Source organism: Mycolicibacterium septicum DSM 44393, assembly GCF_000455325.1.
GTDB classification, from domain to species: Bacteria; Actinomycetota; Actinomycetes; order Mycobacteriales; family Mycobacteriaceae; genus Mycobacterium; species Mycobacterium septicum.
In genome coordinates this window covers 307,890-330,236 of the sequence record NZ_HG322953.1, presented here as the reverse complement: position 1 = coordinate 330,236, position 22,347 = coordinate 307,890, and the positions used below count along the sequence as shown (strand labels likewise).

The following is a 22,347-nucleotide window of genomic DNA, read 5'->3' as shown; positions in this document are numbered from 1 at the left end:
TGCCCCGTTACCAGCGTGTTCAGAGGATGTAGAGCATCTCCTGATAGGTCGGCAGCGGCCACAGGTCGTCGGCCACGATGCCCTCCAGTGCGTCGGCGGCAGTGCGTACCGCGTCCATCGCCGGCAACAGCACATCGCGAGCATGCGCCGCTTCATCGACGGCCGTCTCCGCGGAGTGATCGGCCAGCGCCGCCTTCAGGCTCGCAAGCGCAGCCGACAAGTCGGCGATCGGGGCCGAAACCGCCTCCAGCAGAGTCATACTCGGCTCTACGCCGGCCGCTTTCAGCGCGGCGATGTTCTGCGCGAGCTCGGTCTGGTAGCGCATCGCGGCGGGCAGCACCACCGTGGAGCCGACCTCCAGGGTCAGCTTCGCCTCGACGGCGATCGTCAGCGCGTACTGCTCCAACCGGACCTCGTAGCGGCTGTGCAACTCCCGCTCGCTGAATACGCCGTACTTCTCGAACACCTCGATGGCCTCGGGCTTGATCAGTTCCGGGATGGCGTCGAGTGTGGTCTTGAGGTTCGGCAGTCCCCGCTCGGCGGCTTCGATCTGCCAGTTCTCCGAGTACCCGTCCCCGTTGAACACCACCGCACCGTGATCGGTGATGATCTCGGTCAGCAGTGTCTGAACCGCGGAGTCGAAATCCTCGCCGTCGCCGACTGCCTTCTCCAGGACTGTCGCCATGTAGTCGAACGAGTCGGCGATGATGGTGTTGATCACGATCATCGGCACGGCGACGGTCTGTCCCGAACCGGGCGCGCGGAACTCGAATCGGTTGCCGGTGAACGCGAACGGGCTGGTGCGGTTGCGGTCGCCCGGGTCGGTCGGCAGGCTCGGCAGGGTGTCGACGCCGATGTGCATGACGCCCTTGCCCTTGGACGAGGTCGCGGCGCCCTTGGCGATCTGCTCGAAGACGTCGGCCAACTGCTCGCCGAGGAAGATCGAGATGATGGCCGGGGGCGCCTCGTTGGCGCCAAGGCGGTGGTCGTTGGTGGCCGAGGCGACCGACACTCGCAGGAGCCCACCGAACTTGTGCACGGCCCGGATGATCGCCGCGCAGAACACCAGGAACTGAGCGTTCTCGTGCGGGGTGTCGCCGGGCACCAGCAGTGATCCCAGCTCGGCGTTGCCCACCGAGAAATTCACATGCTTACCCGACCCATTGACCCCGGCGAACGGCTTCTCGTGGAACAGACACTCCATGCCGTGTTTCTTGGCGATGGTCTTGAACACCGTCATCAGCAGCTGCTGATGATCGGAGGCGATGTTGGCCCGCTCGAACATCGGCGCGACCTCGAACTGCGCCGGAGCCACTTCGTTGTGCCGGGTCTTGGCGGGGATGCCGAGTTTGAACAGCTCCCGCTCGGTGTCCATCATGAAGCCCAGCACCCGCTCGGGCACCGCACCGAAGTAGTGGTCGTCGAACTCCTGCCCCTTCGGCGGTTTGGCGCCGAAGAGGGTTCGGCCGGCGTTCACCAGGTCCGGACGTGCCAGGAAGAAGTGCCGGTCCACCAGGAAGTACTCCTGCTCGGGGCCGCAGAACGACACCACCTTCGCCAGGTCGGTGTGGCCGAACAGCTTCAGGATCCGCTCGGCGTGCACGCCCATCGCCTGCTGACTGCGCAGCAGCGGGGTCTTGTAGTCCAGCGCCTCGCCGGTCATCGACACGAAGACGGTCGGGATGCACAACGTGTTGCCGTTCGGGTTCTCCAGGATGTAGGCCGGGCTGGTGACATCCCAGCCGGTGTAACCGCGCGCCTCGAAGGTGCTGCGCAGACCGCCGGACGGGAAACTGGACGCATCGGGTTCGCCCTGGATCAACGTCTTGCCGGCGAACTCGGCCAGCGTCTGGCCGTCGGAGACCGGTTCAAGGAAACTGTCGTGCTTTTCGGCGGTCAGCCCGGTCATCGGGTAGAAGACGTGCGCATAGTGGGTGGCGCCCTTGGACAGCGCCCAATCCTTCATCGCCGAGGCGACAGCGTCGGCAACCGCGGGGTCCAGCTTCGCGCCCTTCTCGATGGTCGCGACGACTGATTTGTATACGGACTTCGGCAGCCGCAGCTGCATCTCGGCCTTGGTGAAAACGTTGGCGCCGAAGATCTGGCCGGGTGCTTCGGTGGGGTCGAAGCTGATGGCCGGCGGCACGTAGGCCTCGACGTTGTTGATCGCCTGCAAACGAACTGCGTTTCCGCTCATAGTGTTCCTATCACCACGTGTGCTTGACCGGCCAACCGTAGGAGCGTCCTGTGGCAAACTTGTTACGGCCGCGTCAACGGTTCAAATCACCGGTAACGGGCCCGGCATCGATCGTGGTGCTCAGATCTAGATCGGTGGCGACCTCGACGAGCGCGGCCGCGACGATCGAGGCGGGTTCGCGGTCGAGCACCACCAGTCCGATCGCCGGACGCGGACCGTGCTGCACCATCGGCCGCGCGGCAAAGCCTGGAGGCACCCCGAGTTGTGGCAACCATGCGGTGGAGGCGATGGTCGCGCGTGGCGAGTTCGTCAGGTGCGCATAGAGCGCGTCGACCGAATCCGCCTCCACCACAGGGCGATAGCGCACCCCTTCGGCGGCCATGTTGGCATCGAGGATGCGCCGGTTCCGCATCGTGGTGGTCAGCAGGCAGAGTTGCAGTCCGGCCGCGTCCGACCACGCGATCTCGGGCTGGTGCATCAGCGCATGATCGGCCGGCGCGATCAAGACATAGCGCTCCCGGTACATCTCCACCGAGGTGGTTCCGGGTGGGGTTTCGTCATCGAGGTAGGTCAGCCCGGCGTCGATCTCGAAATCGGCCAACCGCCGGGCGATCTCACGGGACGACAAGGCTTCGATGCGCACGGACGCCGCCGGGTTGCGGCGCAGAAATTCGGTTGTGATGAACGGGCCGGTGGGCACCGCCGTCGGTATCGCACCGATCCGGGCCGTGACGGTCAACCGTCCGCGCATGCGGTCGATGTCGGCGAGCATGTCGTCGCGCTCCGCGACGATCCGCTGCGCCCACGTCACGACGCGCTGCCCTTCCTCGGTGAATCCTTCGAACCGGTGTCCCCGCTGCACGATGACGATGCCCAACTCGCGCTCCAGCCGGCGGATCGCCACCGACAGCGTCGGCTGACTCACATGGCACCGTGCGGCCGCCCGGCCGAAGTGCCGCTCGGTCGCGAGCGCCAGAAGGTAGTCGAGCTGCTGTAGCAGCACGTCACTCGCCATGGCTCCTCGCATTCGTCGCCGTTCGATAGAAAGCATCTATCACTGCATGTGAAATATCGAATGTCGAGGCCCGCCAACCGGCGCAGCCCGCAGTTTTCGGGGACTAGATTGGGTTCATGACCCGTGCCAAGGACATCGATGCCGATTACGACGAGCACAACGTCATCAGCACCGGCGCCAAGCACGAAGCAGCCGGGGTCGAGGCAGTCCTGGTCAGCATGCGACGGGGCTTCGAGCAGATGGGTCCGCTGCGCACTGCCGCCGCGTTGACCAGGCTCAACCAGCGACACGGGTTCGATTGCCCGGGTTGCGCGTGGCCCGAGGAGCACGGCGGCCGCAAGCTGGCCGAGTTCTGCGAAAACGGCGCCAAAGCGGTCGCCGAGGAGGCCACCAAGCGGGTGGTGACACCGGAGTTCTTCGCCCGGCACAGTGTCGCCGAGCTCGAGACCAAGCCCGAGTACTGGCTTTCCCAGCAGGGGCGGCTGAGCCGGCCGATGGTGCTCGCACCCGGTGACGAGCACTACCGGCCCATCGAATGGGATGACGCCTACCGTCTGATCGCCGAACACCTCAATGCGCTCGCCTCCCCCGACGAGGCGCTGTTCTACACCTCCGGACGCACCAGCAACGAGGCCGCGTTCCTCTATCAGCTGATGGTCCGCAGCTTCGGCACCAACAACCTGCCCGACTGCTCGAACATGTGCCACGAATCCTCGGGCACCGCGCTGACCGAGTCGATCGGGATCGGCAAGGGCTCCGTCACCGTCGAGGACGTCACCGAGGCCGACCTGATCCTGATCGCCGGGCAGAATCCGGGCACGAACCACCCACGCATGCTGTCGGTGCTGGAGAAGGCAAAAGCCAACGGCGCCAAGATCGTTGCGATCAACCCGCTTCCCGAGGCCGGGCTCATCCGGTTCAAGGACCCGCAGAAGGTAAACGGTGTCGTCGGGCACGGCGTCTCGATCGCCGACGAGTTCGTGCAGATCCGCATCGGCGGGGACATGGCGCTGTTCGCCGGCCTGGGCCGGCTGCTGCTGGAGGCCGAAGACCGAGCCCCCGGTACGGTGCTGGATCGCGAGTTCATCGCCGCGCACTGCGCCGGATACGACGAGTACGCCGCCCAGACCCGCGGCGTGGACCTCGACACGGTGACCGAGGCCAGCGGCGTCGACCGGGCTCAGCTGCAGCGGGTGGCCGACCTGCTGGCTATGTCCGAGCGCACGGTGGTGTGCTGGGCGATGGGCCTGACCCAGCATCACCATGCGGTGGCCACCATCGGTGAGGCCACCAACCTGCTGTTGCTGCGCGGCATGATCGGCAAGCCCGGCGCCGGGGTGTGCCCGGTGCGCGGCCATTCCAACGTCCAAGGCGACCGGACCATGGGCATCTGGGAGAAGATGCCCGACAAATTCCTGGATGCGCTCGACGACCGATTCGGGATCGCCAGCCCCCGCAAGCACGGCTACGACACCGTCGACGCCATCCGGGCCATGCGCGACGGCCGGGCCGGCGTGTTCATCGGGATGGGCGGCAACTTCGTCTCGGCCACGCCCGACACCGAGGTCACCGAGGCCGCGCTGCGCAGCTGCGCTCTGACCGTTCAGATTTCGACGAAGCTCAACCGCAGTCATCTGGTGCACGGCCGCACCGCACTGATCCTGCCCACGCTGGGACGCACCGACAAGGATTTCCAGGCCGGTGGGAAACAGATGGTGTCCGTTGAGGATTCGATGTCGATGGTGCACCTGTCCCGCGGCAGCCTGACACCGCCGAGCGAGCACTTGCGCAGCGAGGTGGCGATCGTCTGCCAGCTGGCTCGCGCGGTAATGGGCCCGGACCACCCGGTGCCCTGGGAGCAGTTCAATGCCGACTACGACCGCGTCCGTGACGCGATCGCCGACGTGGTGCCCGGCTGCGAGAACTACAACCGCAAGGTGCGTCAGCCCGACGGGTTCCAGCTTCCCCACCCTCCTCGCGATTCCCGCGAATTCCGCACCACCACAGGGAAAGCCAACTTCTCGGTTCAGCCGCTGGAATGGGTACCGGTGCCCGAGGGTCGCCTGGTGCTGCAGACCCTGCGCAGCCACGACCAGTACAACACCACCATCTACGGCCTGGACGACCGTTACCGCGGGGTCAAGGGCGGGCGCCGCGTGGTGTTCGTCAATCCCGCCGACATCGAGGCGCTGGGTTTCGCCGAGGGCGACCGCGTGGATCTGGTGTCCGAATTCGAGGGACAGGAGCGGCGCGCCAAGGATTTCCTGATCGTTCCGTACTCCACACCGGCCGGAAATGCCGCCGCCTACTATCCCGAGACCAATCCACTTGTGCCGCTCGATCACACCGCGAAGAAGTCGAACACACCGGTGTCGAAGGCCGTCGTCATCCGGTTGGAGCGGGCCTAGTGGGCCGGGTCACCGCGCGCCGTCGCGCCCACCACCTGACCGGCGCCACGGCTGAGGCCCGCCCGGAAACCCTGGTGGTCGAGGAACCGCTGGAGATCCGCGTCGACGGCTCACCCATCACCGTCACGATGCGAACCCCGGGCGCCGATGTCGAATTGGCCCAAGGGTTTCTACTGACCGAGGGCTTGATCGCACAGCGTGAAGACCTGGTGTCCGTGCGCTATTGCCGGGGCGCCGACGTGGACGGGGTCAACAGCTACAACGTGTTGGACGCGACCCTGGCCCCTGGCGTGCCCAAGCCCGACGTTGACGTGACGCGCAACTTCTACACCACCTCGTCGTGCGGGGTGTGCGGCAAGGCCTCACTGGAGGCAGTGCGGTTGAGCAGCAAGCACTGCCCCGGCGATGACCCGTCGACGGTTCCCGCCGCGGTGCTCTCGGCGATGCCCGCGCAACTGCGCGATGCGCAGAAGGTCTTCAACAGCACTGGCGGCCTGCACGCCGCTGCGCTGTTCTCCGTCGATGGCACCATGCTCGTCGTCCGCGAGGACATCGGCAGACACAACGCCGTGGACAAGGTGATCGGCTGGGCGCTGGAGAACAGCCGGATTCCGTCGACCGCCACGGTGCTCCTGGTCAGCGGCCGGGCCTCGTTCGAGCTCACCCAGAAGGCCGTGATGGCGGGTATCCCGATCCTGGCCGCGGTGTCGGCGCCGTCCTCCCTGGCCGTCGATCTGGCCGGCCAGTCCGGCCTGACGCTGGTGGCCTTCCTGCGGGGCGACTCGATGAACGTCTACACCCGCCCCGACCGCATCACCCGCTGATCCGCCGAATGCAAAAGCCCCGCCGTAGCGGGGCTTTTGCTCTTGCCGGTTACGCGGACTTGTCGCGCCGCTCCGAACGCGACGGCTTACGCGGCACGATGGTCGGCAGGACGTTGTCCTGGACGGTCTCCTTGGTGACAACCACCTTGGCGACGTCGTCGCGGCTGGGGATGTCGTACATCACCGGCAGCAGGACTTCCTCCATGATGGCGCGCAGGCCGCGGGCACCGGTGCCACGGTGGATGGCCTGATCGGCGATCGCCTCCAGCGCCTCCTCGGTGAACTCCAGCTCCACTCCGTCCATCTCGAACAGGCGGACGTACTGCTTGACCAGAGCGTTCTTCGGCTCGGAGAGGATCTTGACCAAGGACTCCTTGTCCAGGTTGGTCACCGAGGCCACGACCGGCAGACGGCCGATGAACTCGGGGATCAGACCGAACTTGATCAGGTCCTCGGGCATCACCTCGGCGAAATGGTCCTGGGTGTCGATCTCGGCCTTGGACCGCACCTCGGCACCGAAGCCCAGACCGCGCTTGCCGACCCGGTCGGAGACGATCTTCTCCAGGCCCGCGAACGCACCCGCCACGATGAACAGCACGTTGGTGGTGTCGATCTGGATGAATTCCTGGTGCGGATGCTTGCGGCCGCCCTGCGGCGGGACCGACGCCTGGGTGCCTTCGAGGATCTTCAGCAGGGCCTGCTGCACGCCCTCGCCGGAGACATCGCGGGTGATCGACGGGTTCTCGCTCTTGCGGGCGATCTTGTCGACCTCGTCGATGTAGATGATGCCGGTCTCGGCGCGCTTGACGTCGTAGTCGGCTGCCTGAATCAGCTTGAGCAGAATGTTCTCGACGTCCTCGCCCACATAGCCGGCCTCGGTCAGCGCGGTGGCATCGGCGATGGCGAACGGCACGTTGAGCATCTTGGCCAGGGTCTGCGCCAGATACGTCTTACCGCAGCCGGTGGGGCCCAGCATCAGGATGTTGGACTTGGTCAGCTCGACCGGCTCAGAGCGCGAATCACGCGACTTCTCCTGGGCCTGGATGCGCTTGTAGTGGTTGTAGACAGCCACCGCCAGCGTGCGTTTCGCGGTGTCCTGACCGATGACGTAGCCCTCGAGGAAGTCCCGGATCTCCGCGGGTTTGGGCAGCTCGTCGAGCTTGACGTCGTCAGCGTCGGCGAGTTCCTCCTCGATGATCTCGTTGCACAGATCGATGCACTCGTCGCAGATGTACACGCCCGGACCGGCAATGAGCTTTTTGACCTGCTTTTGACTCTTGCCGCAGAACGAGCACTTCAGCAGGTCACCGCCGTCTCCAATGCGCGCCATGTGGGGGGGTCCTACTTCCTGTTTGCAGTCGGTCGTTACGCCACTTGCTGGGTTACTTCGGGCGTAAACCCGACGCTACCCGTTCGTTCCGTCGCGGTGCGACCGATAAGGCCGAATCGCTCCGGTGGTATTTGTTCGTGTGCAGGAGAACATATCTCTCCTGGCGGCTCGTCACCCGGCGGCACGCTGACTGTGACCTTGGCGTGTCGTTACGGGACGCCGGCGAATAGCCGAACGACGTGGCCCTAGGTGACATTCGCCGTGGTCGAGGGTACCGACGACGCTGCTACGCCGCCGCGACCGCAGGTCAGCGGGGTTTCCAACCTTCTCCGTGACGACGCACGCCCCGCACCGGAGGTCACCGGGCAGGGCGTGTGTCATCGGATCAGGGGTTGCCGCTGGAATTGCCGGCCGTGCTAGCTGCCCTGCGCGGACAACTTGCGGTACTCCAGGACCGTGTCGATGATCCCGTAGTCCTTGGCCTGCGCCGCGGTGAGGATCTTGTCGCGGTCAGTGTCCTTGCGGACCTGCTCGGGATCCTTGCCGGTGTGGCGGGCCAGGGTGGTCTCCATCAGGGTGCGCATCCGCTCGATCTCGGCGGCCTGGATCTCCAGGTCCGAGAACTGACCCTGGATCACTCCACCCAGCGACGGCTGGTGGATCAGCACCCGGGCGTTCGGCAGGGCCAGACGCTTACCCGGGGTACCGGCGGCCAGCAGCACCGCGGCAGCCGAGGCGGCCTGCCCGAGGCACACCGTCTGGATGTCGGCGCGCACGTACTGCATGGTGTCGTAGATCGCCATCAGCGAGGTGAACGAGCCACCCGGCGAGTTGATGTACATGGTGATGTCGCGATCGGGATCCAGCGACTCCAGCACGAGCAGCTGGGCCATGATGTCGTTGGCCGACGCGTCGTCCACCTGCACGCCGAGGAAGATGATGCGCTCCTCGAACAGCTTGTTGTACGGGTTCGATTCCTTGACACCGAAGCTGCTGTGCTCGATGAACGACGGCAGGATGTAGCGAGCCTGGGGCTGCACGCGGGGGTCCAATGACGGATGAATGCGATCGGTCACTTGTCCAGTCCTGCCGTCGGGCCCGAACCATTGAGGTTGGCGCTGGTGATGATGTGGTCGACGAAGCCGTACTCCAGAGCCTCCTGCGCCGTGAACCAGCGGTCGCGGTCGGAGTCGGCCTCGATCTGCTCGACTGACTTGCCGGTGAACTCCGCGTTGAGCCGGAACATTTCCTTCTTGATGACGTGGAACTGCTCGGCCTGGATGGCGATGTCCGCGGCACTGCCGGTGACGCCACCGAGCGGCTGGTGCATCAGGACCCGGGCGTGCGGCAGGGCGTGACGCTTGCCCTTGGTGCCGGCGGCGAGCAGGAACTCACCCATCGAGGCCGCCATGCCCATCGCGTAGGTCGCGACATCGCAGGGGGCCAGCACCATGGTGTCGTAGATGGCCATACCGGCGCTGATCGAGCCGCCCGGCGAGTTGATGTAGAGGTGGATGTCCTTGGTCGGATCCTCCGCCGACAGCAACAGGATCTGCGCGCACAGCTTGTTGGCGATGTCGTCGTCCACTTGGGAACCCAGGAAGATGATCCGCTCGGCAAGCAAGCGCTCATAGACGGAGTCGACGAGGCTGAACCCGCTCCCGTTCGAACGCATGTCAGTCACGACTGGATACCTGCTTTCTCTCACGCGTTGGTACTGACGACACTAACGAAACTGGGGCATCACGCACTCCCGTACGGGGGCGCGTTCGCTCACAGCGTCATTCAGCGGCGTCAGCATCCTTGTCGGTGGCCTCGTCGGCAGCGGCCTCGTCAGCCTGCTCGCCCTCGGCCTGCGCGGCCTCGGCCGGGCCGAAGAACTCGGCGGTGTCGATCACGGTGCCGTCGGTGTCGGTCACGGTGGCGGCGTGCACCACAGCGGCGATGGTCAGGCCGCGACGCACGTCGGCGAACATGGCCGGCAGCTGGTTGTTCTGCTGCAGGATCTGGATCAGCTGCTGGGGCTCGATGCCGTACTGACGCGACATCAGCACGAGACGCTCGGTGAGGTCGTTCTGGCCGACCTGGATATCGAGCTTGTCGGCGACGGCATCCATCAAAAGCTGGGTCTTGACGGCCTTTTCGGCGTTCGTCTTGTTCTCGGCGTCGAATTCCTCACGGCTGCTGCCCTGTTCGGTCAGCTGCTCGGCGAACTTGTCCTCGTCGTGGTCGAGGCCGTGGATCGCGTTGTGCAGGGCGTCGTCGATCTGGGCCTGAACGATCTTCTCCGGCAGCGGAACCTCGGTCTGCTCCAGCAGCGCCTCGATGGCCTTGTCGCGGATCTGCTCGGCCTGCTGCACGCTCTTGACCCGCTTGACCTGGTCGGTGAGGCTCTCCTTGAGCTCGCCGATGGTGTCGAATTCGCTTGCCAGCTGGGCGAAGTCGTCGTCGGCCTCGGGCAGCTCGCGCTCCTTGACCGACTTCACGGTCACTGTCACGTCGGCGTCCTTGCCGGCGTACTCACCGGCGGCCAGCTTGGTGGTGAAGACCTTGGACTCGCCGACCTTCAGGCCGGTGATCGCGTCATCGAGGCCCTCGATCAGCTGACCGGAACCGACCTCGTGCGACAGACCCTCGGTGGCGGCCTCGGGAACCTCGGTGCCGTCGACGGTGGCCGACAGATCGATCGAGACGAAGTCGCCTTCCTGGGCACCGCGCTCGACGCCGGTCAGGGTGCCGAAACGGGCGCGCAGCGACTGCAGCTCGGCGTCGACCTCGTCATCGTCCACCTGGATCGGGTCGACGGTGATCTTGAGCGCGTCGAACTCGGGCAGGGTGATCTCGGGACGCACGTCGACCTCGGCGGTGAACGCCAGCTCCTGGCCGTCCTCCAGCTTGGTCACCTCGATCTCGGGCTGACCCAGCGGCTTGACGTCGGAGGCCGAGACGGCCTCGCTGTAGCGGCTCGGCAGCGCGTCGTTGACGACCTGCTCCAGCACCGCACCGCGGCCGACGCGGGCCTCCAGCAACTTGCGCGGGGCCTTGCCCGGGCGGAAGCCGGGCAGGCGGACCTGCTGGGCCAGCGCCTTGAACGCGCGCTCGAAATCGGGCTCAAGCTCGGTGAAGGGCACCTCCACATTGATGCGCACCCGGGTGGGGCTCAGCTGCTCGACCGTGCTCTTCACTGTTCCTGCTCCTAGATAGTTCTCTCGTATTGGCGGATGAGTCGGGGTGACAGGATTTGAACCTGCGGCCTTCCGCTCCCAAAGCGGATGCGCTACCAAGCTGCGCTACACCCCGTGGTGGTGGTCCATCCGCCGCGGCAAAACCCACGAACGGACCACGCGAGATACTACGTGCTCACGGCACGGGGCATTCAATTGGCTTTGATCGGGGGCACACCGGTACAGTGCTGATGCTGCACATGCGGGCGTAGCTCAATGGTAGAGCCCTAGTCTTCCAAACTAGCTACGCGGGTTCGATTCCCGTCGCCCGCTCCACAAGGACCGCCCCGATGGGGCGGTTTTTTGTTTGTCGGGCCGCAGCTCGGCCATCTGGCGACCGACGCCGGCGAACGGTCATCGTCACGGTGTCAGCGTGCCTGGCGGCGCTGCGCTCCCCCGTGAATCGAGGCTTCCTACTGCATCGACGTCCTTGGCGAACATGCCCGTACGTACTTCGCCGGACGTTTGCTGATATCCCCGAAGCCCGCTCGCCCAACGCTGCGCGGGCCTAGAGTCAGGGCATCCGGAAGGCTGTGACGGCCGGGAGAAGCAATGGGGCTTTCGCACAGGGAAATCCTCGCAGCGGTGATTGCTGTGACCACCGTTCTGATGACGGTCGGTTGCGGCCAACAGCTGAACCACAGCGGCTTACGCGAGCACGCTGCCGCACAGCCAAGCGTTGCCAGTCCCACAGCGACCCATGACATCGGGCCGCTAGGCCACGAGTCGTTCCCGCTGTTTCCAGTGGATTGCCTGGACGGCAGCACAGTGGAGTTCGGGCAACTCTGTCCACTGCCCCGCATTCAGTGTGCCAACGGAAACACTGTGCCCGTCGGCCAGTTCTGCCCCGCCGGCCCCGCTCCGGCGACGAAACAAGCGCCGCAGCAGGGGCCAAAGCCGACGCCAACGGCCGCACCGCTCCCCACACCTGCCGCACCGCTCCCCACACCTGAAGCGCCGCGTCCCACACCTGAAGCACCGCTCCCCACGCCAACCGCCGCACCGCTCCCCACACCTGAAGCACCGCTCCCCACACCAACCGCCGCACCACAGCCGACACCCACCCCGACCGCAAGATGAAACGAATTCAGCACCTGTTAGCGGGCCACCCAAGGCCTAGGCCGGGTCGATGGGTGTCAGCGATATCGGCAGCCAGTGGGTGCCCGGCCCCTCACCTGGGCATCCGGCTCCCCCGATGACCAGGGTGCGCTCCCCGAAGAAGCTGCCGTCAGGGTTCGGGATCCAGTAGTCCGAGCGCTGGGCCTGCACGGCACTACCAGGGTTGCTGCGATCGCAGAAATAGGGATACTCACCGCTCGTTTCCCAGCGGTTGTTGTTCCATCTGTACTCGTAGGCCACTGGGGCACCCGGGTTGCGGGCGTGGTCGTCCGTATTGTCCATGCGCGCAACACATCCGTTCGCGTCGCACGTGGTGGTGAATTCGGCAGGCACCGTTATCGGATTCATCGGTGTCGGCATTCCGTTGAACGTCTGCTTCGAGAAGTCGATGAACAGGTTGTAATGCCCGTACAGCGGCGGTGGTTCAATTCGCTCCGCATCAGCGATCGGCGACCCCAGCGCCAGAACGCTTGCCGCGAGGGCTACTCCCAGCATCGTTCTCATAGCCTTAGTCGTCCTCGTCATCATCGCGGTGTGCCGCCTCGATCACCTCGGGCGGCACCGGCTTTTGGAGCCACGCACGAATGCGCAACAGCCCACCGGCGACGACGCCGACGGCGAATACCGCGACGAGTACCCACAGCACGGTGGTCATGGCACCGAATTATCCCGCCCCGCCGCGCGCTGCGGCCGATTACCCACGAGTAGGCCACTGCCGGATATCGCGCACATCTCAATACTGGCCGACTCCCGAAAATCGGAGGAAAGTGATGTGTACCACACCGATTGCAAGAAGTCGGTTCGAACGAAAGGCAACGAGATGATCGGAGCAATTATCACCGCAGTCGTCGTCGGTGCGATTATCGGCGCACTCGCGCGACTCATCATGCCCGGTCGGCAGAATGTCAGCACGCTCATGACGGTCGTGCTCGGCATCGCCGGAGCCCTGATCGGCTCTTGGCTCACCGCTGCCGTCGGATACACCAACTCGAACGGCGGATTCGCAATCGTCCCGTTCGTGGTCGGTGTCGTGGTGGCGATTGTGTTGATCGCGATCTACACGGCCCTGTCGGGCCGACGCGGCACGCCCGTCGGGCACTGAGCAGGACAGCCGCCGGCTCCGCCGATCCCCTGTCCTCATGATCGGCGGAGCCCATTCTTGGCTCCATCACCGGTTGAACACGTTCCTGCCGCCACGACCAAGGCATTGCGGAATGTATGCACATCATGGCGCTCAATTATCGCGGTGATTTATTTCGTTTCCGGCTGGAATGCCGGCAAATCCCATGCACCAAATTGGTGCGCCTCCCCGGTAAATACGTTCATCAACAACGGCCGGATTTTCGCGATACGTGGATCGCGCGTGAGTTGACCGGGTAAGCCCGGAATCGGCCGGGCTGCTTAGATCTTGTTGGCTGAGTATGGCTTTCGAGCGACGGGGGCGCGAATGATCAGTGTCCGCGCCCTGGCCCACCGGGAACGCCAGGAATTCGCCGATCTGCTGGACGGGTTGGCTCCAGACGAATGGCAGGCACCGACCTTGTGCGCGGGCTGGAATGTCCGCGACGTCGTCGCCCACACCGTCGCCTATCTGGGACAGACCCGGCTGCAGCTCGCCGGAGCGATGCTGGCCGCGCGGGGGCAGGTGGACCGGATCAACGACCGCGCGCTGCAGGCCGACGCCGGTGCCGGACCCGACGAACTGCGCATCCTGATGCGGGCCGGCGCCGATCCGTCCGGCGCGGGTGCGCTCTACGGCTGCCGGGTAGCCCTGATCGAGTGCCTGATCCACCAGCAGGACATCCGGCGCCCGCTCGGACGGTCCCGCACCATTCCGGCGGACGCACTGCTCGCCGCCCTGGCCTTTGCGCGGATCAGCCCGGTGATCGGCGGAGCCCGCCGCACCCGGGGTCTGCGATTGATCGCCGGCGACCTCGACTGGTCGGCCGGCCGCGGGCCGGAGATCCGTGGACCGGGTGAGGCGATCTTGCTGGCGATGACGGGACGCGTTGAGGCGGTCGCCGGCGAACTGCGGGGACCGGGCGTGACTCACCTGTGAGGACGATGAAACGTCCGGTCTCGATCCGGCGTCGAATCGGCACAGACCCGACGCCAACCCCGTAACGATCCGACCGCGCCCATCGATTCAGTTAACGGGCCGCCCCTAGCATCGGGCAGTGACGTGTTTCGGCGCTCTGCCGAGTCATCGCCCGCGTCCGTTGCCCCCGCTGGAGGACCGTTGAGAAGTCGGCCGATCGATACGATCGACGGCTTCTGCACGTCCGAATTCGCCCGGGTGCGCGATGCCTTCGCGGACAACTTCTCCCACCACAACGAGGTCGGCGCTGCTGTCGCGGTCTGGGTCGAGGGCGACCTGGTGGTCAACCTGTGGGGCGGAACCGCCGACGCAGCCGGTACCAGGCCATGGCAGCAGGACACCCTGGCCAGCGTGTATTCCGGATCCAAGGGGCTGTTGAGCACCTGCATCCATCTGTTGGCCGACCGCGGCGAGATCGACCTCGATGCGCCGGTGGCCCGCTACTGGCCCGAGTTCGGCCAGGCCGGAAAGCAGAACATCACCATCGCCATGGTGCTGGGCCACCGCTCCGGCGTGATCGGCCCGCGCGAACCGATGAGCTGGCAGCAGGTGACCGACTGGGACGCGGTGTGCGCCCGGATCGCAGCCGCGACGCCGTGGTGGCCGCCTGGCAGCGCGCAGGGCTACCACGTGGTGACCTTCGGCTTCATCCTCGGCGAGGTGGTTCGCCGGGTCACGGGCCGCACCCTCGGTCAGTACCTGCGCACCGAGATCGCCGAACCGCTGGGCGCCGACATCCACGTCGGCCTGCCCGCCTGGCACCACCATCGCTGCGCGGAGATGGTGAACAAGCCGTCGGTTCGCAGCCTGCTGGCCGACAACGGGGTCGACGAACCGCCGGCTTCGCTCGGAGACCATCCGATGGCCGGCTGGGCGGTGTCGATGGACTTCGTGCCGGATGACGAACTGGGCGTGCAGGCCCTGGACGCCTGGCGCAGCGCCGAGTTCCCGAGCACCAACGCCCACGTCTCCGCGCTCGGCATGGCGACCTTCTACAACGCGCTGGCCCAGGAGAAACTCCTGACCCGCGAGCACATGGAGCGCTGCCGGATCTCCCAGGGCGGATTCGACGCCGATGTGGTGCTGGGCGCGCGGGTCGCCGATCACGGCTGGGGTCTGGGCTACATGCTCAACCAGCGCGGCATCGCCGGACCGAACACCCGCATCTTCGGACACGGCGGGTCGGGTGGTTCGTTCGCCTTCGTCGACCTGGAGCACCGGATCGGCTACGCCTACGTGATGAACTATTTCGACGCCACCAAGTGCAATGCCGACCCGCGCACGGTCGCGCTGTCCAACGAGGTGTACTCCGCTCTCGGCGTAATTTGAGTTCTCTTCGAGGACCCGGAAACGCCATTTCCCGTGGGTACGCTGGACGCCATGAACAGCGTTTTGCTGGTACTCATCGTTCTCGTCATCGCCGCGATCGCGTTCGCTGTCTACAGCTCGTCGCAGGCCAACGGCCGCCGTTCCGCGGAGTCGCTGGCCGACGCCAAGGCTGACGCCCGCCGGCTGATCGAACGTCTCGGCGGGCAGGTGCTCAACCTGACCGGCTCCGACGATGCCTCCAAGCAGGCACTGGCCGACGCCTCCGAGCGCTACACCGCGGCATCCTCACAGATCGATCAGGCCACCACCGCCAAGCAGGCCGCGCTGGCCAAGGAGAGTGCCATCGAAGGGCTCTACTACGTGCGCGCGGCCCGGACCGCCATGGGCATGGATCCGGGTCCCGAGTTGGAGTCGCTGAGCGGGCAACGTTCGGCCGGAGCGGTCACCGAGGACCGGCGGATCAACTTCGAGGGCCGCGAGATCGAGGCCTCCCCGACTCCGTCGGCGAACACCCCGAACTACTACCCCGGCGGCCGGGTCGCCGGACGCCCGGTGCCCGCCGGCTGGTACTCCGAGCCGTGGTGGAAGCCGGCGCTCGTGGCCGGCGCCTGGGGCCTGGGCTCGGTGCTGCTGTTCGACGCGATGTTCTCCGGTATGCACGGGGTCAACTACGGCGCCCAGGGTTTCGAAAACGGTTACGGTGACGGCTATTCCGACGGTTTCGCCGCGGGCCAGGACGGCGGCGGCGACGCCGGCGGGTTCGATGGCGGCGACGCCGGCGGTGGCGACTGGGGCGGTACCGACGCCAGCGGTTGGGACGGCGGAGGCTTCGACGGTGGCGGCTTCGGCGACTTCGGCGGTGGCGATTTCGGGGGCTTCTGACCCTCTGCCGAACAGACGCTCGGGTACCTGTGGCTCACACTTTTCGGGTACCTACGCGACTGTTCGCGCGAATCTCTTCTAGAGGCGGCTCTCCAGACGCGCCGACACACCGGCCTCCTGCAGGTCCAGACGCTCCAACATGGCCCGCACCGCCTCGTCCTCGATCCGGCCTTCATCGCGCTCGGTGATGAGCGCACCGCGTTGCGCCGCAAGGACATCGCGGTACAGACCCGAGAACACCGCGGCCCGTTTGGTGAGCGCCTCGGGGTCGGGCATCTCGTCTGCGTCCTGTGAATGCCGGGCGATCACCGCGCGGATCTCGGTCACCACCCGCGGATCCAGGCCTTCGGGCGGATCTGCCTCGAACGCGTCGAGCACATCGTCGGCCGCATCGTGCACCACACGTTCGGCCTTGAGTTCCTCCTCCCGGTCGGCGGCGTGGTCGTCGCAGAACCGGGACAGGTTCAGCCGGCGGATCAGCAGGGGCAGAGTCCAGCCCTGGATCAGCAAGGTGCCCACACTCACCGCGAACGCGATGGCCTGGATGGTGGCGCGTTCCGGGAAGGGTTCCCCCGAAGCCGTGGTCGCCGGAATCGCGGCGGCCGCGGCCAGTGTCACCACGCCACGCATCCCGGTCCAGGACACGACGATGTTCTCCCGCCAGCTCAGGGAGCGGCGATCGATCATCCGGCGCCAGCGCGCCCTCGGCTTTCGGCTGCGCCTGCCGAGGGCGCCGCGAGCACCGTCGGGCACCGGCACGCTGAACTTGCTCTCCACGTGCCGGGACAGCTTGTTCCGGCCGAACATCAGGAACACCGACAGCGGGCGGATCACCAGCACGATGAGCAACACGATCACCGAGGCGACCGCGACGACGGCCAGCGACTCGTGGGCTTCGTTGAGGTCCTGCAGCACGAACCGCAGATGCAGGCCGATGTAGGCGAACACGAACGCCTCGAGCAGCACGTCGACCGAATTCCAGACGTAGCGCTCCTGCAGTCGCGTCTGGTACCCGGCCCCCATCGCACCGTTACCGACCACGAAGCCGGCGACCACCACCGCCAAGACGCCAGAGGCGTGCAGTTCCTCGGCGGTGATGAAGGCCGCGAACGGAACCACCAGACCCTGCACCGTTTCCAGGCCAGGGTTGTCCAGGTGCTTACGAATCCACAGCGTCACGTAGCCCAGCAGCGCCCCGACCACCGGGCCGACCGTGGCGCTGTACCCGAACAGCAGGAAGGGGTTCTCGATGAAGGTGTGGCTCCCGGCGACCTGGGCCACCGCGATGGAGAACAGGGTCAGCGCGGCCGCGTCGTTGATCAGGCTCTCGCCGGTGAGGATCGCCATCACCCGTTTGGGCAGACCGAGCTTGCGGCCCACCGCGACGGCGGTGACGGCGTCCGGCGGCGCGACGATGGCGCCGAGCACGAGGGCCAGCCCGAAGGTCAGTGGCACCAGCACCAACCAGGACGAGACCGCTGCCACGGCGAATGCCGTCACCACGACCAGGCCGATACCCAGGCCGAGGATCGGGCGGATGTTGCGGAAGAACGTCGGGAAGGAGAAGTCCAGGGCTGCCGAGTACAGCAGCGGCGGCAGCACCACCGTCAACAGGATGTGCGAATCCAGTTCGGGTGGTTCGAAGCCAGGCAGGAACGACACCGCGCTGCCGATCACCACGATGATCAGGGCGGGTTCCATCCCACGGCGGTGCGCGATTGCTGTGACGAGGATGGCTCCGACGACGACGAGGATCAATTCCACCGGGGAATTGTCCCGTGCCCGCGCTGGTGCCGCGCGCTCACACCTGGCAGTCGGGGCACCAGAAGAGGTTGCGGCCCTCCAGTTCTGCGGTGCGCACTCCTGCGCCGCACACCCGGCAGGCCTCCCCCGCCCGGCGATACACGTAGGTGCGGGGCCGGCCCGGACCGTAGGACGGGGCACCGTGATCGTGCTCGGGGCGGACGACGACGATCTTGCCCCGGCGCACCCCGACCTTCATCAGTTCGACGAGATCGGTCCACATGTCGCTGAATTCGGCCTGGGCCATGTGCGTGCCCGGCCGGTAGGGATTGATGTGATGACGGAACAGCAGTTCGCTGCGGTACACGTTGCCGACTCCGGCGATCACCGACTGGTCCATCAACAACGCACCGATTGACCTGCGCGACTTACTGATTCGCGCCCAGGCCGACGCTGGATCGGCATCCTTGCGCAGCGGGTCGGGACCGAGGCGCGCCACCACATCGGCGATCTCGGGCTCCGCGATCACTTCGCAGACGGTGGGGCCACGCAGGTCGGTGCCGTACTCGGCGCCCACGATCCGCATCCGCACCTGGCCGACCGGCAGCCCCAGCGGAACGGGAGCCTCGGTGAACGTGCCGTACAGGCCGAGGTGGATGTGCACGACCCGGCCGCCGTCGTAATGGTGGAACAGGTGCTTGCCCCAGGCGTCGGCCTGCTTGAACAACTGGCCGTTGACCGCGGCCGCACCGTCGGCGAAGCGGCCCTGCGGGCTGGACACCACCACCGGTGCCCGGCCGAACCGCTTTTGGTGCAGCCGGGCCAGCCGGTGCAGGGTGTGCCCTTCGGGCATGGGTCAGGCAGGCGCGCCGGGTACCGGCGGGGCCACGTGGTCCTTCTCGTAGGCGGCGAGAATGTCGATGCGACGCTGGTGACGCTCGGCCTCCGACCACGGCGTCGACAGGAACGCGTCGACGATGGCCAGCGCCTCCTCCTCGCTGTGCATGCGCCCACCAAGACCCATCAGTTGCGCGTTGTTGTGCTCGCGGGCCAGTTTGGCGGTCTCGACGCTCCAGGCCAGGGCACATCGGGCGCCGGGCACCTTGTTCGCGGCGATCTGCTCACCGTTGCCCGAGCCGCCGAGCACGATGCCCAGGCTGCCCGGGTCGGCGACTGTCCTGACCGCCGCGTCGATGCAGAACGCCGGGTAGTCGTCATCGGCGTCGTAGCTGTAGGCACCGCAGTCGATCGGCTCGTGGCCGGTCTTCTTGAGGTGGTCGATGATGGTCTGCTTGAACTCGAATCCGGCGTGGTCGGCACCGATGTAGACGCGCATGCCGGTCATTCTCTCAGACGGCGCTACGCGCCCCTGGCTAACCGATGGTGATGGCGTCCAGGCGTTCCTTGATGAAGGCCGCCGACGTCACCGGCTCGAGGCCCGCAACCTTGCCGATGGGCGGCTCCAGCGGGGTGACGAGTGCGTCGTGGTTGGCCTCGTAGAAGTAGATCAACGAGACCAGGTCTTCCTCGGGGGCGTGCGGCTGCGGCGGCAGCACGCGGTGCCGGCCCGACGGCCAGCGGTGACCGCTCCAGTACTCCAGCAGGTCACCGATGTTGACCGTGAGCGATCCCGGCTCCCACGGCGCGTCCTCCCAGCCCTCCTGCTCGGAGAAGACCTGCAGTCCGCCCGCGCCCGGCTCGCGGTCCAGGATCGTCACCGTGCCGAAGTCGGTGTGCGGACCGATGCGGAACTGGCCCGGCTCCGGCTCCCCCACCACGCTGACCGGCGGGTAGTGGTTGATGTTCATGGTCCAGGTCGGCCGATCCGCCAGGGCGACAAAGGGATTGACCGGCAATCCGAGGGCGTGGGCGAACAGCGCCAGCAGGTCGTCGGAGACCTTCCGCATCGCGGCGGTGTACTCGTCGACCAAAGCCTGCAGCACCGGCACCTCGGCCGGCCACACGTTGGGCGCGAACCAGATCCGGTCGACCTCCGGGTCACCTGTCGCCGTCTCGGCGCCCAGGCTGTAGCTCTCCTTCAGATCCGGCGGGGTCTCGGTGCCCTCGGCGTAACCGTTGGCTTCGGCTCCCGGTCCGATCCAGCCGTGCCCGCCCACGGGCACCGAATAGCCCTGCTTGACCTCGTCCGGCAGTGCGAAGAACTCCCGGCTGGCCGCGCGCACCTTGGCCGCGAGGTCGGTGTCCACATCGTGGCCGGTGACGACGATGAAACCCGCGAGCTGCAGCCCGGCGTCCACCTCGGCGGCGACTGCGTCGGCCTCGGCCCCGCCGGCGTACCAGCGAGACATGTCAATCGTTGCTATCGCGCTCATTCGCCGATGTCCTCCGCCCACAGATCCGGCCGCTCGGCGATGAAGTCCTCCATCATCGCCACGCAGCGTTCATCGTCGAGCAGGGTAACTGCCACCCCGTGCTCGGCCAGCCAGTCATGGCCACCGGTGAAGGTCCGGCTCTCGCCGATCACCACCGCGCCGATGTTGAACTGGCGGACCAGGCCGCTGCAGTACCAACAGGGAGAGAGCGTCGTCACCATGATCGTGGAGCGGTAACCGCGCTGACGGCCGGCGGCCCGGAAGGCGTCGGTCTCGGCATGGATGGACGGGTCGTCGTTCTGAACGCGCCGGTTGTGGCCGGCCCCCAGCAAGGTCCCGTCCGAGCTGAACAAGGCGGCGCCGATGGGAATACCGCCTTCGGCCAACCCTTTTCGTGCCTCCTCGACGGCGATGTCGAGCATCTGTTCCGGGCTCATGCCGGCACCGCCCGTTCCGCGGTGAGCTTGGACCGGCACAACACGAGATAGCAGGCACCGGCGATCAGGAACCCGACGAAGAACGTGATGTCACCCAACTGCGGTACCTCGCGAGCGATGTAGCCGACGAACTTCGCCTGGTTGCAGAACAACGTCACCGACACCACCAGACCGATCAGGAACGACGCCAGGCCGGGCCAGTTCGTGTAGGAGCGGTCGTAGAGGAAGTGCGCGACGGGCGCGTCGCCGCGCAGGTACTCGTCGGCGAACACCACCCCCAGCCACGGTCCGATCCAGTACGCGATGATCAGCAGGAACGCCTCGTAACTGGCCGCCGCGTCGGCCAGCGCCCACCAGGCGATCAGGAATCCGACCACCCCGAAGAACGCAGTCGCCAGCGCCCGGGCGATGTGATGCGGGAGCTTGATCCCGATGGTCACGAAAGCCATTGCGCCCGAGTAGATGTTGATCGCATTGGCGGCCACCGCCCCGATCGCGATGGCCAACAGGGTCAGGCTCGCCAGCCACGGGGCCAGCTCCGAGGTGAAGGCAGTGGTCGGATTGTCCGAGACCGCGGGGCCGATGGTCACCGAGGCCGCACCCACCGCCTGCAGCAGCATGCATGACACGAACAGCCCTGCGGCGGCGTACAACCCGGTGCGCGGTCCGGCCTCGGAGCGCGGCAGGTACCGCGTGTAGTCGGCGGCGTACGGCGCCCACCCCGCGACGTAACCGAACGCGGTGCCCACGGTCAGCAGGAAACCCCCCATGCCGCCGACACCGCCGGTAACCGCGGGCGCACCGAAATCCGCCTTGGTCAGGATCACCACGGAGGTGATCGCGAAGATGACCGCGAGCACCGGGAAAGCCCACCGCTCGAAAGCCTGAACCAGGTTGTGCCCGAACACCGCCAGCGCGGTCTGCACCACGACGACGAGCACCAGCGCCAGCACCGGAGCGATGCCGAACAGGGTGGAGAGCGCGAACGCACCGCTGACGCTGTTGGTGGCGAACCACCCGATGCCCGCGGTCACCGTCATCAGCAGCGAGGGCACGGCGTTGCCCTTGAAGCCGAACGCCAGCCGGCCCAGCACCATCTGCGGCACACCGTGCAGGGGCCCGCGCTTGGACAGGAAGTAGTGCGCGAGCGCCCCCAGACCGGTGCCGATCCCCAGGCCTGCCACTGCCTGCCAGAACGTCATGCCGTAGACGGAGACCGCCAGCACGCCCAGGAAGATCGTGGCGAATTCGAGGTTCGGCGAGGTCCAGGTCCAGAACAACTGGCTGGGCTTGCCGTGCCGATCGGCCTCGGCGATGTGCTCGTTACCGCCCGGCTCGACAGCTGCGATCCGGTCGCGGTAGGAACCGTCAGTACTGGGCTCAGCCGCTGTCATGCGTACACCGTGGC

The 22,347-nt window shown here is 66.5% G+C and carries 20 protein-coding genes and 2 tRNA genes; 7 read left to right on the top strand and 15 right to left on the bottom strand.

The features are described from left to right. Positions 1–19: 19 nt before the first annotated feature. Positions 20–2,197: a glutamine synthetase III family protein gene (locus tag TX88_RS28470; RefSeq protein WP_044522667.1), complete on the bottom strand. Its 2,178-nt coding sequence runs from the start codon at positions 2,195–2,197 to the stop codon at positions 20–22. A gap of 73 nt (positions 2,198–2,270) precedes the next feature. Next, positions 2,271–3,212 (bottom strand): LysR family transcriptional regulator, encoded by a 942-nt coding sequence (locus TX88_RS28465; protein ID WP_044522664.1) that lies wholly within the window; start codon positions 3,210–3,212, stop codon positions 2,271–2,273. 116 nt (positions 3,213–3,328) lie between these two features. Between TX88_RS28465 and TX88_RS28460 the strand changes: the two genes are divergently transcribed. Beyond that, on the top strand, positions 3,329–5,620 hold the full coding sequence (locus TX88_RS28460) for an FdhF/YdeP family oxidoreductase (RefSeq protein WP_044522661.1): 2,292 nt from the start codon (positions 3,329–3,331) through the stop codon (positions 5,618–5,620). Beyond that, positions 5,620–6,444, top strand: a complete 825-nt coding sequence (gene fdhD, locus TX88_RS28455) for a formate dehydrogenase accessory sulfurtransferase FdhD (protein ID WP_044522658.1) — start codon at positions 5,620–5,622, stop codon at positions 6,442–6,444. Before TX88_RS28460 ends, fdhD begins: the two co-directional genes overlap by 1 nt. Positions 6,445–6,493: 49 nt before the next feature. On the opposite strand, the gene clpX is transcribed toward fdhD, so the two are convergent. The 5 genes from clpX to TX88_RS28430 all read right to left on the bottom strand — a co-directional run bounded on the left by clpX (position 6,494) and on the right by TX88_RS28430 (position 11,074). Beyond that, positions 6,494–7,774, bottom strand: a complete 1,281-nt coding sequence (clpX, locus tag TX88_RS28450) for an ATP-dependent Clp protease ATP-binding subunit ClpX (protein WP_044522656.1) — start codon at positions 7,772–7,774, stop codon at positions 6,494–6,496. A gap of 416 nt (positions 7,775–8,190) precedes the next feature. Further along, positions 8,191–8,826 (bottom strand): ATP-dependent Clp protease proteolytic subunit, encoded by a 636-nt coding sequence (gene clpP2, locus TX88_RS28445; RefSeq protein ID WP_209447138.1) that lies wholly within the window; start codon positions 8,824–8,826, stop codon positions 8,191–8,193. 20 nt (positions 8,827–8,846) lie between these two features. Then, the gene (locus tag TX88_RS28440) at positions 8,847–9,449 is read right to left on the bottom strand and encodes an ATP-dependent Clp protease proteolytic subunit (RefSeq protein ID WP_019345228.1); all 603 of its coding nucleotides are present in this window, start codon (positions 9,447–9,449) and stop codon (positions 8,847–8,849) included. 106 nt (positions 9,450–9,555) lie between these two features. Further along, positions 9,556–10,959 carry a trigger factor gene (gene tig, locus TX88_RS28435; protein WP_044522652.1) on the bottom strand — a complete coding sequence of 468 codons (1,404 nt, stop codon included), beginning with the start codon at positions 10,957–10,959 and terminating at the stop codon, positions 9,556–9,558. A 41-nt stretch (positions 10,960–11,000) separates the two neighbouring features. Continuing rightward, positions 11,001–11,074, bottom strand: a tRNA-Pro gene (locus TX88_RS28430). Between the two features lie 126 nt (positions 11,075–11,200). Between TX88_RS28430 and TX88_RS28425 the strand changes: the two genes are divergently transcribed. Next, positions 11,201–11,274 (top strand) — tRNA-Gly (locus TX88_RS28425). Positions 11,275–12,114: 840 nt separating this feature from the next. On the opposite strand, the gene TX88_RS28420 is transcribed toward TX88_RS28425, so the two are convergent. Further along, positions 12,115–12,621, bottom strand: a complete 507-nt coding sequence (locus tag TX88_RS28420; protein ID WP_044522650.1) for an MBOE_33420 family protein — start codon at positions 12,619–12,621, stop codon at positions 12,115–12,117. A 4-nt stretch (positions 12,622–12,625) separates the two neighbouring features. Next, positions 12,626–12,772, bottom strand: a complete 147-nt coding sequence (locus TX88_RS34625) for a hypothetical protein (protein WP_167333311.1) — start codon at positions 12,770–12,772, stop codon at positions 12,626–12,628. 165 nt (positions 12,773–12,937) lie between these two features. Between TX88_RS34625 and TX88_RS28415 the strand changes: the two genes are divergently transcribed. The 4 genes from TX88_RS28415 (at position 12,938) to TX88_RS28400 (ending at position 16,426) form a co-directional block, all read left to right on the top strand. Continuing rightward, on the top strand, positions 12,938–13,219 hold the full coding sequence (locus tag TX88_RS28415) for a GlsB/YeaQ/YmgE family stress response membrane protein (protein ID WP_044524183.1): 282 nt from the start codon (positions 12,938–12,940) through the stop codon (positions 13,217–13,219). Positions 13,220–13,564: 345 nt separating this feature from the next. Beyond that, entirely contained in the window at positions 13,565–14,176 is a 612-nt protein-coding gene (locus TX88_RS28410; protein WP_044522648.1) for a maleylpyruvate isomerase family mycothiol-dependent enzyme, read from the top strand. Positions 14,177–14,356: 180 nt separating this feature from the next. Next, a complete protein-coding gene (locus tag TX88_RS28405; RefSeq protein WP_044522647.1) occupies positions 14,357–15,544 on the top strand; it encodes a serine hydrolase domain-containing protein in 1,188 nt (395 codons plus the stop codon). Positions 15,545–15,595: 51 nt separating this feature from the next. Continuing rightward, on the top strand, positions 15,596–16,426 hold the full coding sequence (locus tag TX88_RS28400) for a hypothetical protein (RefSeq protein ID WP_044524182.1): 831 nt from the start codon (positions 15,596–15,598) through the stop codon (positions 16,424–16,426). A gap of 78 nt (positions 16,427–16,504) precedes the next feature. Here TX88_RS28400 and TX88_RS28395 read toward each other — a convergent pair whose 3' ends face one another. The 6 genes from TX88_RS28395 to TX88_RS28370 are packed head-to-tail and all read right to left on the bottom strand — an operon-like array spanning position 16,505 to position 22,333. Then, the gene (locus tag TX88_RS28395) at positions 16,505–18,190 is read right to left on the bottom strand and encodes a cation:proton antiporter (RefSeq protein WP_044522645.1); all 1,686 of its coding nucleotides are present in this window, start codon (positions 18,188–18,190) and stop codon (positions 16,505–16,507) included. A gap of 37 nt (positions 18,191–18,227) precedes the next feature. Continuing rightward, positions 18,228–19,022, bottom strand: a complete 795-nt coding sequence (locus TX88_RS28390; RefSeq protein WP_044522643.1) for an Fpg/Nei family DNA glycosylase — start codon at positions 19,020–19,022, stop codon at positions 18,228–18,230. A 3-nt stretch (positions 19,023–19,025) separates the two neighbouring features. Further along, positions 19,026–19,505, bottom strand: coding sequence for a ribose-5-phosphate isomerase (locus tag TX88_RS28385; RefSeq protein WP_044524181.1), 480 nt, complete (start codon positions 19,503–19,505; stop codon positions 19,026–19,028). 37 nt (positions 19,506–19,542) lie between these two features. Continuing rightward, entirely contained in the window at positions 19,543–20,502 is a 960-nt protein-coding gene (locus TX88_RS28380) for an isopenicillin N synthase family dioxygenase (protein WP_044522637.1), read from the bottom strand. Beyond that, the gene (locus tag TX88_RS28375; RefSeq protein WP_044524180.1) at positions 20,499–20,939 is read right to left on the bottom strand and encodes a nucleoside deaminase; all 441 of its coding nucleotides are present in this window, start codon (positions 20,937–20,939) and stop codon (positions 20,499–20,501) included. Before TX88_RS28375 ends, TX88_RS28380 begins: the two co-directional genes overlap by 4 nt. Next, positions 20,936–22,333 carry a purine-cytosine permease family protein gene (locus TX88_RS28370; protein WP_044522633.1) on the bottom strand — a complete coding sequence of 466 codons (1,398 nt, stop codon included), beginning with the start codon at positions 22,331–22,333 and terminating at the stop codon, positions 20,936–20,938. The genes TX88_RS28375 and TX88_RS28370 overlap by 4 nt, the downstream gene beginning before the upstream one ends. Between the last annotated feature and the right edge of the window lie 14 nt (positions 22,334–22,347).